The sequence below is a fragment of the Mesorhizobium sp. M8A.F.Ca.ET.202.01.1.1 genome, from assembly GCF_004791595.1.
GTDB lineage: Bacteria > Pseudomonadota > Alphaproteobacteria > Rhizobiales > Rhizobiaceae > Mesorhizobium.
In genome coordinates, this window is record NZ_SRUN01000009.1 from 57,492 (window position 1) to 70,481 (window position 12,990).

Annotated in this window: 13 protein-coding genes and 1 pseudogene; 5 read left to right on the forward strand and 9 right to left on the reverse strand. The window is 62.8% G+C overall.

The window, feature by feature from the left end:
• Positions 1-72: 72 nt before the first annotated feature.
• Entirely contained in the window at positions 73-420 is a 348-nt protein-coding gene (locus tag EN845_RS19770) for a GFA family protein (protein ID WP_127279578.1), read from the forward strand.
• A gap of 12 nt (positions 421-432) precedes the next feature.
• On the opposite strand, the gene EN845_RS19775 is transcribed toward EN845_RS19770, so the two are convergent.
• Entirely contained in the window at positions 433-1,341 is a 909-nt protein-coding gene (locus tag EN845_RS19775; RefSeq protein ID WP_127872321.1) for an SDR family oxidoreductase, read from the reverse strand.
• A gap of 97 nt (positions 1,342-1,438) precedes the next feature.
• Between EN845_RS19775 and EN845_RS19780 the strand changes: the two genes are divergently transcribed.
• Entirely contained in the window at positions 1,439-2,017 is a 579-nt protein-coding gene (locus tag EN845_RS19780; RefSeq protein ID WP_245511773.1) for a TetR/AcrR family transcriptional regulator, read from the forward strand.
• A 40-nt stretch (positions 2,018-2,057) separates the two neighbouring features.
• Here EN845_RS19780 and EN845_RS19785 read toward each other — a convergent pair whose 3' ends face one another.
• Entirely contained in the window at positions 2,058-3,272 is a 1,215-nt protein-coding gene (locus EN845_RS19785) for an MFS transporter (RefSeq protein ID WP_127872319.1), read from the reverse strand.
• Between the two features lie 182 nt (positions 3,273-3,454).
• On the opposite strand from EN845_RS19785, the gene EN845_RS19790 reads away from it, so the two are divergent.
• On the forward strand, positions 3,455-4,426 hold the full coding sequence (locus EN845_RS19790) for an AraC family transcriptional regulator (protein ID WP_127872318.1): 972 nt from the start codon (positions 3,455-3,457) through the stop codon (positions 4,424-4,426).
• A 117-nt stretch (positions 4,427-4,543) separates the two neighbouring features.
• Positions 4,544-4,975, forward strand: a pseudogene (locus EN845_RS19795) (DUF4437 domain-containing protein).
• 7 nt (positions 4,976-4,982) lie between these two features.
• Here the strand turns inward: EN845_RS19795 and EN845_RS19800 are convergent.
• The 7 genes from EN845_RS19800 to EN845_RS19830 all read right to left on the reverse strand — a co-directional run bounded on the left by EN845_RS19800 (position 4,983) and on the right by EN845_RS19830 (position 11,690).
• The gene (locus EN845_RS19800) at positions 4,983-6,068 is read right to left on the reverse strand and encodes an ABC transporter ATP-binding protein (protein WP_127872317.1); all 1,086 of its coding nucleotides are present in this window, start codon (positions 6,066-6,068) and stop codon (positions 4,983-4,985) included.
• Positions 6,068-7,171, reverse strand: coding sequence for an ABC transporter ATP-binding protein (locus EN845_RS19805; RefSeq protein WP_127279268.1), 1,104 nt, complete (start codon positions 7,169-7,171; stop codon positions 6,068-6,070). The genes EN845_RS19800 and EN845_RS19805 overlap by 1 nt, the downstream gene beginning before the upstream one ends.
• Positions 7,168-7,398, reverse strand: a complete 231-nt coding sequence (locus EN845_RS19810) for a hypothetical protein (RefSeq protein WP_127279269.1) — start codon at positions 7,396-7,398, stop codon at positions 7,168-7,170. Before EN845_RS19810 ends, EN845_RS19805 begins: the two co-directional genes overlap by 4 nt.
• Positions 7,395-8,354 carry a carbohydrate ABC transporter permease gene (locus tag EN845_RS19815; protein WP_127279270.1) on the reverse strand — a complete coding sequence of 320 codons (960 nt, stop codon included), beginning with the start codon at positions 8,352-8,354 and terminating at the stop codon, positions 7,395-7,397. Before EN845_RS19815 ends, EN845_RS19810 begins: the two co-directional genes overlap by 4 nt.
• Before the next feature lies 1 nt (position 8,355).
• Positions 8,356-9,261 (reverse strand): sugar ABC transporter permease, encoded by a 906-nt coding sequence (locus tag EN845_RS19820; protein ID WP_015315632.1) that lies wholly within the window; start codon positions 9,259-9,261, stop codon positions 8,356-8,358.
• Between the two features lie 69 nt (positions 9,262-9,330).
• Positions 9,331-10,647 carry an ABC transporter substrate-binding protein gene (locus EN845_RS19825; protein ID WP_127279271.1) on the reverse strand — a complete coding sequence of 439 codons (1,317 nt, stop codon included), beginning with the start codon at positions 10,645-10,647 and terminating at the stop codon, positions 9,331-9,333.
• Between the two features lie 359 nt (positions 10,648-11,006).
• Positions 11,007-11,690, reverse strand: a complete 684-nt coding sequence (locus EN845_RS19830; protein WP_127872316.1) for a TetR/AcrR family transcriptional regulator — start codon at positions 11,688-11,690, stop codon at positions 11,007-11,009.
• Between the two features lie 100 nt (positions 11,691-11,790).
• On the opposite strand from EN845_RS19830, the gene EN845_RS19835 reads away from it, so the two are divergent.
• Positions 11,791-12,984, forward strand: a complete 1,194-nt coding sequence (locus EN845_RS19835; RefSeq protein WP_127872315.1) for a Tm-1-like ATP-binding domain-containing protein — start codon at positions 11,791-11,793, stop codon at positions 12,982-12,984.
• Positions 12,985-12,990: the final 6 nt, after the last annotated feature.

Consider the following 12,990-nt stretch of genomic DNA (forward strand, 5'->3'; position numbering starts at 1 on the left):
AGCCGCCAGGCCTGCCGAAGGAATAACCCGGCCAGCGTGCCTTTGCACCGGCCAGCGACAGGAAGATTACTGATGCTGTACAAGGGCAGCTGCCATTGCGGCAAGGTTGCGTTCGAAATCGAGGGCGAGCTCGAGGGCGTCGTTCGCTGCAATTGCTCGATCTGCGCCCGCAAGGGTGCGCTGCTGTGGGCCGTGCCACATGACAAGCTCACACTCGTCGCCTGGGGCGATGACCTTGGCCGCTACACATTCGGCGAAGCGAAAATAGCACACCGCTTCTGCCGAACCTGCGGCATCCATCCCTTTGCCGAAGACATCAGCGAAAGCGGCGAACGCAGCGCCTACGTCAACATCAACTGCTTGACCGGTCTCGACCCGTCCACCTTGTCGATCTTCGACTTCGATGGGCGCTCGGCCTGAAGCAGTTCTGCTCTACCGGTAGCCTGTTGCATCGGCTGGTTTGCCGGCATCCTGAACCTCCGGAACATAGCGCCAGGCATCGGGTCGCGAGCCGTCCAAATCGGTGAAACCATAGACCTGCGCCAGCCCGCCGCTGGACAGCGACTGGCCGTTCCAACGCGAGCGATCCGGATCCGTGGCCAAAGCGGTGACGGCGCGGCCGACGAAGCGCGGCGTTTCGGAGATGACGAAATGGGGCACTTTCGCCGTGGCGTCGCGCCAGTTTTCTTCGGCGACGCCATAAATCTCCAGCATCATTTCCGAGCGCATCCAGCCCGGCGTCAGCGACACCGACGTGGCGCCGTGTTTCGCCAGGTCCTGGGCGTGGGCCCAGGCCAAGCGGTTCACCGCCACCTTGGCAAGGTCGTAGAAAGGCGACAGGCGATAATGCCGGGCATTGTATTCGGCGGTGCCGTCGGTGATCTCGACAAGCAGCCCGCCCGACCGCTCGATCATCAACGGCAAGGCATGGTGCGCGGTGATCAGATGCGTGTCGATGGCCAGGCGCAGCATGCGCAGGCCGTTCTCCAGATTATGCTCCCAGACCGGCTTGTCCCATTCGAACAGCTTTTCGCCGCCCCAGATATCGTTGACCAGTATGTCGAGGCGACCCTGCTCGTCACGGATGCGCTCGACCAACCTGCGTACTTCATCGGCGATGAGATGATCGACCTTCACGGCGATGCCCGTGCCGCCGTTCACGGTGACCAGTTCAGCCGTCTCCTCGATGGTCTCTGGCCGGGCATACTCGGATTGCTGGCCGCGCGTGCTCCGCCCCGTGACATAGACGGTGGCGCCGGCGGCGCCGAGTTCGACCGCTATGCCGCGCCCGGCGCCCCGTGTGCCGCCGGCAACCAGGGCAACTTTCCCTTGCAACGTCATTGAACTCTCCCAAAACAGCACCATCGATCAAATCCGAGCTGGCAAACGCCGCTCACAACATATATAAATGATCATTCGGTTATATTGGAATGTCAAGATGACCCGTCCCAAAACCCGGTCCGACGAACAGGTGCTGGAAGCAGCCTTGCGATTGATGCACGAGCACGGGCCGGAGGCGCTTACCTTCGAGCGTCTGGCAAAAGCCTGCGGCCTGTCCGGCGCAACCCTGGTGCAGCGCTTCAAGAACAAGGCGCGGTTGAAGCAGCGCACCTTGCTGCATGCCTGGGATGATCTCGACGACAAGACCAGAACGCTGGCCACCGGCGTTGCTAGAACCCCGGCCGGTGCCATCGAATTGCTGGTGGCGCTGTCGCAGGGCTATGGCGGCATCGAGTCCTATGCCGAGGGCCTGCTCGTCTTGCGCGAGGATCTGCGCGATCCTGTGCTCAGGGCGCGCGGCGCTACCTGGAAGGCATTCCTGTGCGCTGCTCTTGCGGCCTGCTTCGCTGAAATCGACGACCCGCCACCAGACGTCGGCCTGCTGATGGCGTCGCACTGGCAAGGGGCGTTGCTATGGTGGAGCTTTGATCCGACCATCGAAGTGGCCGTCTATGTCGAGGACAGTCTCAACCGCTTCGTCGCCGCCATCACAACGGCAACGGCCCGAAAACCGTAGTGGTTCTCGGGCCGTTGCCAATGGTGGCTGTTGGGAGAGACTATTCGGCCTGCCTCGGGCCGCGCAGGAACACCACGATGGCAGCCAGCAGCGTTGCGATGCCGCAATAGGCAAAGGCGCTGGCGACGCCGGCATTGTCGACCAGCAGACCGCCAAAGACGGCGCCGATCGCAATCGCCACCTGGAAGGTCGCAACCATCAGGCCGCCGGCGCTTTCTGCCTGGTCCGGCGCCGCCCGTACCAGCCAGCTCTGCAGCCCGACCGGCACCGCGCCGAAGGCAAAACCCCAGGCCGCGACGGCAGTGGCGGCGATCATGGGCGAAGCGCCAAGGATCAGCATCGAGGCGGCCGCCAATGCAATCAGCAGAGGCGCGAGCGCGACGGCGGCCTTGAGGTTGCGTTCGGCGAGGATGCCGCCGGCGATGTTGCCGAAGAAACCACCTATGCCGTAGGCCAGCAGCACCAGCGAGATCGTCTCGATGTTGAGCACCGGCACCTTCTCGAGGAAGGGACGGACATAGGTGAAACCGGCAAAGTGCCCGGACGCGACCAGCATCACGACCAGCAGGGCAACCCTGATCGACGGCCGCTCCAGCACTTCGAGCAAGGTGCGGAAGCTCGCGACGCCCACCGGCGGCAGTTTCGGAATGGTCGCCAGTTGCACCAGCAGTGCCAGCGCCCCGACGATGGTCGCGATCATGAATGCCGTGCGCCATCCCCAGATGTCGCCGACATAGGCGCCGACCGGAGCCGCGGTGACGGTGGCAAGCGACACGCCGGTCAGGATGATCGACATCGCCCGCGGCATCAGCCGCATCGGCACCAGCCGCAACGCCATGGCGGCCGACATGGCCCAGAAGCCGCCAAGGGCCACGCCGAGCACGACGCGGGCCAGCAGGAGCATGGGCAGCGACGAGGCAAAGGTGGCGAGAGGGTTGGACAGGATAAGGAACGCCGTCAGCATCCACATCACCAGCCTGCGGTCCATGCGCCTTGTGATGATGGCCATGGTGGGAGCGGCGATGGCGCCCACGATCGCGGTCGCCGTCACCGCTTGCCCGGCAACGCCTTCGCTTACGCCGAGATCGCGCGCCATCGGCGTCAGCAGACTGGCGGGCAGGAATTCGGCGGTGACCAGACCGAAAACGCCGAGGGCGAGCGAGACCACGGCACCCCACGCCGGTTCGGTTCGTTCATCGGATTCGGCGGGGTCGAGAAGTGCGGCGTCAATGGCGCCTGTCGCGGGTTCGGCCATGGTCAGTCTCCGATCTGTTTGCGGCGCCACATAGAAAACAACCGGGCTCTGGCTCCACCCGTTACATGCTTGCCGTCGTGGCTTGGCTATGCGGCCGGTCTTCGATTTGTTTGCAGCGCAGCATTTGGCTGCACCGCAACATGGGAGTGACGAGTTGGAGTTTCCATGCTAGAAACGCCGGAATGAATTACAATTCGTCCAAAATGGCGCAGCCGACTTCCGGTGATCCGCTGACCGACATGCTGCGTGGATTACGGCTCGACGGCGTCGACTACGGCCGCTGCGTGTTGGGCGAGCCCTGGGCCGTTTCCTTTCCCGCACAGAAGGCGGCTCGGTTTCATTTCATCGGCCAGCAGGGCTGCTGGCTGTTCTCACCGGCCAAGGAGTGGATCGAACTATCCGTGGGCGACGCGCTTTTGATCCCGCGCGGCGACGCGCATGTCCTGGCCAGCGCGCCCGGCGTGCCCCCGGTGCCGATCGGCCGCTACACGATCGAACCGGTGTGCGAAAACATCTACGACGTCTCCAACGAGTGTGGCGGCCCCAAGACCTTGCTGTTTTGCGGCAGCATGCATTTCAATCTCGACGGCTCGCACCCGCTGCTCGACATGATGCCCAACCTGATGCAGGCGCATAAGCTGATGGCGAACGCACCGGGCATTCAGCATCTGCTCGACGCGATGGCCGGCGAAGTGACGATGGACCGGGTCGGCTCCGGCGGAATCCTTGCCCGCCTTGCCGATGTGCTCGCCGCCACGATCATCCGCTCCTGGGTCGAGAACGGCTGTGGCGATGCCACCGGCTGGATCGCGGCCGTCCGCAATCCCGACATCGGCAAGGTGCTGGCGACCATCCACCTGCAGCCGGATCGCGATTGGAGCGTCGAGGCGCTGGCGCGGATGATGGGAGCCTCGCGCTCCGCCTTTGCCAAGCGCTTCGCCACGGTGGTCGGAGAGACGCCGGCCAAATATGTGCTGCGCGTGCGCATGCACCAGGCCAGGCAATGGTTGGCCCGGGATGGCATGAGGGTGTCGGTGGCGGCGGCGAGACTGGGCTATGATTCGGAAGCATCCTTCAGCCGCGCCTTCAAGCGGGTGATGGGCGTGGCGCCGAGCCATCTGCGCCACATTGGTGCCGGCGAAGAGCCGTCCTGACGTCAGGCAGCCAAATCACGCCAATCCCTCCCGGCTGGAGGAATTGCCAGGTCTTTTGGACGCGGCGTCATTGCCGGCCGGCTTCCGGCGGATAGGCTGGCCCGTGGAGGAAATCCCATGGCCAATCATTTCGTACTGCTCGCGCTTGGTGTCCTGTCGGTCATTCCAGGACGCGCCTTTGCTCTCGAGGACAGCTATCTGCCGGCAGGCAAGATCCCTTACGTCGCCGAGGCGCTTGACCAGCCGCAGCGCCTGGGACCACTGTGGGGCGAAAGGGCCAAGGGGTCCGCCGGAACCTTGCTGAAAGTCCCGGGCAACTGGCGCGCCCCCGTGCACGCGCACACCGCCGACTATCGCGCCGTGGTCATCCAGGGTCTATGGGCGCACTGACAGATGCAAGGCGGCGAGGCGAGCAAGGTCGAACTGCCACCTGGATCCTACTGGACCCAGAAGGCCGATGAGATGCATGACGACGCCTGCCTCTCGCAGACGGAATGCGTGATCCTGTTGATCAACGACACGCCTTACGAGACCTACCTGCCGAAATAGCCGCGCCTTATGACGCGTGCCGCAAGCTGACTCCACTGCCCTTGTCGAACAGCACCACCTTGTCGGGGTTCCAGGCAAAGCGCACCGGCTGCTCGATCGCGACGTCGGTCCTGGCCGGCACCGTGGCGCGCAGGGTTGTATCGCCGACCCGCAGCGTCAGGATCTTTTCCACGCCATGGTTCTCGACGTCGTGGACACGCGCCTCGACCGGTGCGCCGCTTTCCAGATACACATCCTCCGGACGGATGCCGAAGACGAGCGGGCGACCCTCGGTCGCCCCACTCGCCTTGGCTCCCCCTGCAAACGGCAGTTCAAAATTCAATGGCGCCATCACCGCCCGGCCGTTCACCAGCCTGCCGTCGATGAGGTTCATCGGCGGCGAGCCGACGAAGCTCGCCACGTAGGTGTCGCGCGGATTGTTGTAGATCTCGTGCGGCGTGCCGGTCTGGATGATGCGGCCATGGTTGAGCACGCCGACTTTGTCGCCCATCGACATCGCCTCGATCTGGTCGTGGGTAACGAACAGGAAAGTGGCGCCGAGCTGTATCTGCAGGTTCTTCAACTCGGTGCGCAGCGCCTCGCGCAATTTGGCGTCGAGCGCCGACAGCGGCTCGTCCATCAGGAACACGCGCGGCTTGCGCACGATGGCGCGGCCGATGGAGACGCGCTGCATTTCGCCGCCGGACAGCCGGTCGGTCTTGCGGTCGAGCAGGTGCTCGATCCGTAGCGTGCGGGCGGCGCGGTCGACGCGGTCCTTGATCTCGGCGTCAGGCAACCTGCGGATCTTCGGCTTCAGCGGAAATTCGAGGTTTTCGCGCACCGTGTAGCGCGGGTAGAGCGAATATTGCTGCAGCACCAGCGCCACGTCGCGCTCGGCCGCGCCCCAGTCGGCAACGTCGACCCCATCGATGAAGACCTGCCCCGCGCTCGGCTTCTCCAGCCCGGCGATCAGCCGCAGCGTGGTCGTCTTGCCGGCGCCCGTTTCGCCGAGCAGGACGAAGAATTCGCCATCGGCGATGTCGAGGTCGAGGCCGGTCAAGGCCGTGTGGTTACCGAACGTCTTGGAGATATTCTTGAGCTGGATATGGGCCATCAGAGCCTCACCTCAAGCGACTTGCCGCTTGCCTTGTCGAAGAAATGCGCCTGCGTCGGATCGATCCTGGCAAAGACCTTTTCGCCGGGGCCTGAAATGAAGCCACTCTTGGTGCGGGCACGCAGCATATTGGAGCCGACCTTGAGGTCGACGATGTCGAAGGAGCCGAGCGGTTCGACGATCTGCGTCTCGACGGCCATGAAGCCGTCGGCCGCATCGCGGCGAATGAGCACCCCTTCGGGCCGGATGCCGAGCGCCAACGCGTCGCCGGCATGACCGTTGAGCTTCGACAGCAGCGTGCGCGGAAACTCGAAGCCGGCGGCCGCGTCGCCTAGGGTCACCGATGCGGCCGAGGCTTTCTCGGTCACGGCCGCGTCGGCGACATTCATCACCGGGCTGCCGACGAACTGGGCCACGAACAGATTGGCCGGCTGCGAATAGACCTCGTCGGGCGTTCCCACCTGCTGCAACACGCCCTCATGCATGATGACGATGCGGTCGGCGAGGCTCATCGCCTCGATCTGGTCGTGCGTGACGTAGATGGTGGTCGAGCCCTGCTTGATGTGCAGCCGCTTGATCTCGGCCCGCATCTCTTCGCGCAGCTTGGCGTCGAGCGCGCCGATCGGCTCATCCATCAGCATCGCCTTCGGCCGCCGCACCAGCGCCCGGCCGATCGCCACCCGCTGCATGTCGCCGCCTGAAAGTGCCGACGGTTTCTTGGCCAACAGGTCTGAAATTTGCAGCGTCTTGGCGACCGAGCGTACTTCCTGGTCGATCTCTGTTTTGCTCTTGCGCGTGGCGCGCAAGGGAAAGGCGATGTTCTCGTAGACGCTCATATGCGGGTAGAGTGAAAACGACTGGAACACCATGGCGATATCGCGGTCGGCCGCCTTCAAATGCTGGACCGGCTTGCCGTCGATGAGGATGTCGCCCTCGTCGATGGTTTCCAGTCCGGCGATGGCGCGCAACGTCGTCGTCTTGCCGCAGCCGGACTGCCCAAGCAGCACGATGAACTCATTGTCCGCGATCTTGAGGTTGAGGTCCTTGATGACCTGGACGGCACCGAAGAATTTCTGGACGCCGCGAAGCTCTATCTGGGTCAATGCTGTGCTCCCGGATTTCGCGTATCCGCGCCATGGCCGGTGCCGGCCTCTTCCTCTGGCGCTATCTTCGAGGTGATGTTGAAACCGATCAGCCCGATCAGGATGATGGTCAGGCCGTAGCTGTGCAGCAGCATGTTCCACGGCTGGCAGAGTGCGACGATGCCGAGCACCATCAGCACTTGGCTACCGGGCTCCAGATATTTCTGATTGATGGCGCGAAAGCTCATTTGCGGATCGCTCCGAAGGACATGCCGCGCAGCAGATGATTGCGAAGCAGGAAGGTGAAGATGGCGACCGGCAGCAGGAACAGGAAGGTTCCGGCGGCAATCACCGTCCAGTCCGGCAGGCCGGAGCCGACCTGGCTGGGAATGAACGGCGGCGCCGTCTGGGCGCGGCGGTTGGTCATGATCAGCGCGAAGGCATATTCGTTCCACGCGGTGATGAAGCAGAACACGGCTGTGGCGGCGATGCCGGTGGCGGCCTCCGGCAGCACGATCTTGAAGAAGGCTTCCATGCGTGTGTAGCCGTCGACGAGTGCCGCCTCCTCATACTCCTTCGGGATTTCGTCCATGAAACCCTTCATCAGCCACACCGAGAAGGACAGGTTGAAGGCAGTGTAGAGGATGATCAGGCCGATATGGGAATCGTTGAGGCCGACCGCGCGGTACATCAGGAACATCGGGATCGCCACCACCACCGGTGGCAGCATGCGTGTCGACAGGATGAAGAAGAGCAGGTCCGCCTCTCCTTTCACCTTGAAGCGAGAGAAGCCATAGGCGGTGAACGTGCCCATGCCGACAGCCAGCACCGTCGAAGTGATGGCGATGATCAGCGAGTTCAGGAAGCGGCTCGGATAGCCCGACCACTGCACCTGGCCCTTGCCATCGCGCACGATCTTTTCACCGCCGTCGAACACGACGCGCTCCCACCATGGGGCGGCCGCGTACTCTTCCGGCGAAGGCGGACTGCGCAATTGGGAGCGCTTGGTGAACAGCTTCACGAAGGGCGATATCTCCGGCTGGAAGACGACGGTCGGCGGAATGGTGGTGGCAAGATTGCGCGGCTTGAACGCCGTCGAGGCGATCCAGTAGATCGGCGCCAGGAAGATGATGGTCACCAGCAGCACGGCGACGATGGCGACGCGGTTGAAGGTGATTTCGGAAGAAGTGCGGACGGCCGCCATCTCAGCGCTCCTTCACCTTGTTGAGATATTTGACGTAGATGTTGGTGATCGCCAGGACCATGATCAGCACGATGTAGGCCATCGCGCAGGAGCGTCCGGTCTGCCATTCCTGGAACGCCATCTTGTAGAGCCGGATCGAGATCAGCTCGGCCGTCGGCTGGCTGGTCAGGATGTAGGCGAGGTCGAAGGTCTTGAACGCTTCCATGGTGCGGAAAATGACCGCGATCATCAGGATCGGCGCGACCAGCGGCAGGGTGATGCGGAAGAAGGTGTAGAACGGCCCGGCGCGGTCGATCGCGGCGGCCTCATAGAGATGCTTCGGCACCGCTGACAGGCCGGCCAGCGACAGCAGCATGACGAAGGGCGACCACATCCAGATGTCGGTCAACGCAACGGCGTAGAGCGCCATCTTGGGATCGGCCAGCCACTCGAAATTGCCGAGCCCGAGCGCATAGTTGATGACACCCCATGATGGGTCGTAAAGCAGTTTCCAGAACAGCCCCACGACCGCCATCGACAGCATCATCGGCAGCAGCAGCAGCGTGGTGATAAGACCCTTGAGCGGAATATCCCGGTTGAGCAGCATCGCCACGCCGAAGCCGACAAGCAGCTGTCCGACGACCGAGACAATCACGTATTTCGCCGTGATGGCGAAGTTCGACCAGACATAGGGGTCGTTGAGCAGGTCGCGATAGTTCTGCAGCCCGACGAAATTCGCCGGCGCATTGGTCGACGCGCGAAAATCGGTGAAGGAATAGCCGAGCGAGTAGATCAGCGGAAAAATGTTGAAGACGATCAGGAACAGAACCGTCGGAATGATGAAGAGATTGCGGATGGAGATATCGCTCAGGCCGCGTGCCGCGGCGCGCGAGGATCTGTCGAGGGTGGTGATCATCGTGGTCGCCAAGACCCTGCTCCCGGTTCAAGAAAAAGAAACGGAGGAGGCGACACCGCCCCCTCCGCGGGACATGAAGGATTATTGCACGCGGCCGTATTTCTTGAAGGTCGCGTTCCAGTCTCCAGCCAATGCGTCCAGCGTTTCCTTGGCGGTGCCACTGCCGCCGATCATGTAGGGGTAGATGCGCTGGTTGAGCTGCTGCAGCAGTTCGGCGTATTCCGGCACCGCCCAGAAGTCCTTCACCTTGAACATGGTCTCGTAGAAGGCCTTGTTGTAGGGCGTGGCGTTCTGGAACTCAGGCGACTTGAGCACTGCCTGGCTACAGGTGTAGCCGCCGAGGGCCGCCCACTTCTTCTGGGTCTCGTCCTTGATGAACCATTCGAGGAACTTCATCGCCTCGTCCTGCTTCTTCGAATACGAGATGACGGAGATGCCTTGCCCGCCCAGTGCGGCGAACTGGTCGCCATTTGGACCGGGAGGGTTAGCGAAGAAGCCGGTGTTCTTGGCATTCGGGTTCGAGGCCTCGTTGATCAGCGAGGGGAAGAACGCGAAGAAGTTCATGCTCATCGCGGCCAGGTTTTCCGTGATTGCCTGGTTGTCCTCGACGAAGAACGATTTAGCCCAGCCCGGAGGTGTGAACTTGTAGAGTTCTTTGTAGGCATCGAGCGCGGCAACCGCCTTGTCGGAGTTGATATGGCCGTCGACCTTGTAGGTCGTGTAATCGCCCAATTCACCGCCATAGGAGAACAGCGCGTTCTCGAAGCCCATCGCCATCGCGTCATAGGAATTGTCGGTGTAGATGGCGATGCCGTATCTCTTCTGGTCCGGCCGGTGGAAGAACTCCGCGATGTCACGCAGCGCCTTGAAATCCTTCGGCACGTCGAGGTCGTAGCCATACTTGGCCTTGAAGGCTTCCTTTTCCTTGGGATCCTCGAACCAGTCCTTGCGATAGGACCAGCCGACGGCGTCGCCCTCGAGCGGGATCGCCCAGTATTTGCCGCTGTTGCCGGGATACTCGGCATAATATTTCACCGTCGCCGGTGCCATGACGTTGCCGAGATCATGCTTCTTGAAGAAGTCGGTCAGGTCGACATAGTGGCCGCCGGTGGAGCCAGCCCCGAGCCACTGAGAGTCGCCGACGACCAGGTCATAGGCGTCGCCATGGGCGTTGAACTCGGTGAAGGCCTTGGTCTGGAAGTCGGACCAGGGCGTGGTTTCCACCGTGATCTTGACGCCGGTTTCCTTCTCGTACTCGTTGCCGAGTTCCTGCAGGTAATTGGCCGGATCCCACTCCGCCCAGAAGATGGTGAGCGACTTTTCCTGCGCGTAGACGGACGTTCCGCAGGCAAGCGTTAAGCCGATACCAGCAAGCATGCTGGTCACTAACTTGCGCATAATGATTTCCTCCCTTGTGCGCATTCTACCCTGTCTTGCGAGCCGGCGACGGAGCCGGCCCTGGTAGTTCCTCCCGTGGTCGCGCTTTCCGAATTCGGAGCCTCCTCGCCCTGTCCGGAAATGGATCGCAGCCCTCACTTTCGATCCGCTTTTCTTTCCAAATCTGGTATTACCAATTGTGAATGCCCGTCAAGCCCTTTCTTGAGCAGTGATGTCGGACAAAGTCGGCGAATTCCAGACTTATCCACCTGTTTTCTCTATATTTTCCTACTCATTGATACGCTTTGGCCTTGTACGGACTTTTGCATTGGAACTATTATCGCTAGTCGACACCCAAATCTGGTAGAACCAGATAAGCGCTATTTCTGTGTCGTTGCCTGCATGATCCGGGCCGTATCGACGGCCGACTCCGCGATCGCCGCGCGCACCAGCGCGCGCGCCGCCCATTGCGCGACCGACATCGTCCGGCGGCTGTCCAGCCCCCATATATCCTTGAGCACGATCAGCACCTCCACACCGAAGATCAGCGACAGCGCCTGCGCCAGCCGGTTGAAGTCGCGCGGCGGCAAGCGGCCCTTGAGTGGCGCCAGCGCCTCCTTCAGCAATTCGACCCGATGGCCGCGCGTGAAGGCCGGCTCGCCGCCCAGCGTGCCCGCCTGGCGCCGCGCCCATTGATCAAGCGACAACTTCAACGCTGCCTTGAATGTGGCCTCGAAGGCCTCGATGCGCGGCATGGCCGTATCGAACAGTTCGGCCACGCGGCGCTCGGCATCGGCGGCGGTGGATTTCCAGGTGAGGATCGGCCCGAGCCCCTCGTCGACGACCGCCTGCACCAAGGCTGACTGACTCGGAAAATAGCGATAGGCGGTGGCGCGGGACACTTGCGCCGCCTCCGCCACTTCGCTGACCGACGGGGTGACACCCGCCTGCATCAGCCTTGTCGCCGTCTCCAGCATCAGCCGTTTCGTACGCGCGCGGGGTCCGCGCTCGGCTCTCTCACCGGTATCGTCGTTCGTTCCCGGTTGTTGACGTGAGACATCCATACCAATACGATACGCGCGTCTCAAAAAATTGCAATGGCAGCCCAGCGCGACCCTGGCGATGAGACAAACGCATCGCAGCCGCCGGGATTGGGGACCCTTGATGAAGCGCGTCTATGTGGTGGGCACGACCGACACGAAAGGCGAGGAACTCGGCTTCCTGGCCGATGCCATCGCTGCCACCGGCGCAGTAGTCTGCCGTGTCGATGTCGGAACGCGCGAGGCAACAATATCTGTCGACATCGGTGCCAAGGATGTCGCGGCGCATCATCCCGGCGGCAGCACGGCCGTGCTCGGCGGCAATGACCGTGGCGCGGCGGTCGCCGCCATGGGCGTCGCCTTCACCCGTTTCATCCAGTCGCGAAATGACATTGCCGGCGTGATCGGCATCGGCGGCGGCGGCGGCACCTCGATCGTCACCGCGGGCATGCGCGCGCTGCCGCTCGGCCTGCCTAAGATCATGGTCTCGACGCTGGCCTCCGGCGACACCGCTCCCTATGTCGACGTCTCCGACATCGTCATGATGCCATCGGTGACCGACATGGCCGGCCTCAACCGGCTGTCGCGTGTCGTGCTGCACAACGCCGCCCAGGCGATAGCGGGCATGGCAGGCAATCCAGCGCCGGCAGCGGACGGCAAGGCGTCGATCGGCCTCACCATGTTCGGCGTCACCACGCCTTGCGTGACCGCAATCGCCGATCGATTGCGCGACGTCTACGACTGCATGGTCTTCCATGCCACCGGCACCGGAGGCCGCAGCATGGAGAAATTGGCCGACAGCAGCCTGCTGTCGGGTGTCATCGACATCACCACGACGGAGGTTTGCGACCTGCTGTTCGGCGGCGTTCTGCCGGCGACGCAGGATCGTTTCGGTGCCATCGCCCGCACCGGCCTGCCCTATGTCGGCTCGGTCGGCGCCCTCGACATGATCAACTTCTGGGCGCCTTCGACCATCCCGGAACAGCATCGCGACCGGCTGTTCTACGAGCATAACCCCAACGTCACGCTGATGCGCACGACCGCGCAGGAATGCCGCGCGATCGGCGAATGGATCGGCACCAGGCTCGCCCAGTGCGAAGGTCCGGTGCATTTTCTAATCCCGGAAAAAGGCGTCTCCGCGCTCGACATCGAAGGCGGCGCCTTCTTCGATCCGGAAGCCGACGCCGTCCTGTTCGACGCCATCGAGCGCACCATCAGGCCAGATGCGACGCGCCGCGTCACCCGCCTGCCGCTGCACATCAACGACCCCGAATTCGCCCAAGCGGCAACCGCCGCCTTCCTCGACATTGCCAGATAGTGAGAC

What these genes read in the sequence shown, in the direction of transcription:
- EN845_RS19770 (WP_127279578.1), top strand. Translation starts at nt 73, where the DNA reads ATGCTGTACAAGGGCAGCTGCCATTGCGGCAAGGTTGCGTTCGAAATC.
- EN845_RS19775 (WP_127872321.1), bottom strand. Translation starts at nt 1,341, where the DNA reads ATGACGTTGCAAGGGAAAGTTGCCCTGGTTGCCGGCGGCACACGGGGC.
- EN845_RS19780 (WP_245511773.1), top strand. Translation starts at nt 1,439, where the DNA reads ATGACCCGTCCCAAAACCCGGTCCGACGAACAGGTGCTGGAAGCAGCC.
- EN845_RS19785 (WP_127872319.1), bottom strand. Translation starts at nt 3,272, where the DNA reads ATGGCCGAACCCGCGACAGGCGCCATTGACGCCGCACTTCTCGACCCC.
- EN845_RS19790 (WP_127872318.1), top strand. Translation starts at nt 3,455, where the DNA reads ATGAATTACAATTCGTCCAAAATGGCGCAGCCGACTTCCGGTGATCCG.
- EN845_RS19800 (WP_127872317.1), bottom strand. Translation starts at nt 6,068, where the DNA reads ATGGCCCATATCCAGCTCAAGAATATCTCCAAGACGTTCGGTAACCAC.
- EN845_RS19810 (WP_127279269.1), bottom strand. Translation starts at nt 7,398, where the DNA reads ATGAGCTTTCGCGCCATCAATCAGAAATATCTGGAGCCCGGTAGCCAA.
- EN845_RS19815 (WP_127279270.1), bottom strand. Translation starts at nt 8,354, where the DNA reads ATGGCGGCCGTCCGCACTTCTTCCGAAATCACCTTCAACCGCGTCGCC.
- EN845_RS19825 (WP_127279271.1), bottom strand. Translation starts at nt 10,647, where the DNA reads ATGCGCAAGTTAGTGACCAGCATGCTTGCTGGTATCGGCTTAACGCTT.
- EN845_RS19830 (WP_127872316.1), bottom strand. Translation starts at nt 11,690, where the DNA reads ATGGATGTCTCACGTCAACAACCGGGAACGAACGACGATACCGGTGAG.
- EN845_RS19835 (WP_127872315.1), top strand. Translation starts at nt 11,791, where the DNA reads ATGAAGCGCGTCTATGTGGTGGGCACGACCGACACGAAAGGCGAGGAA.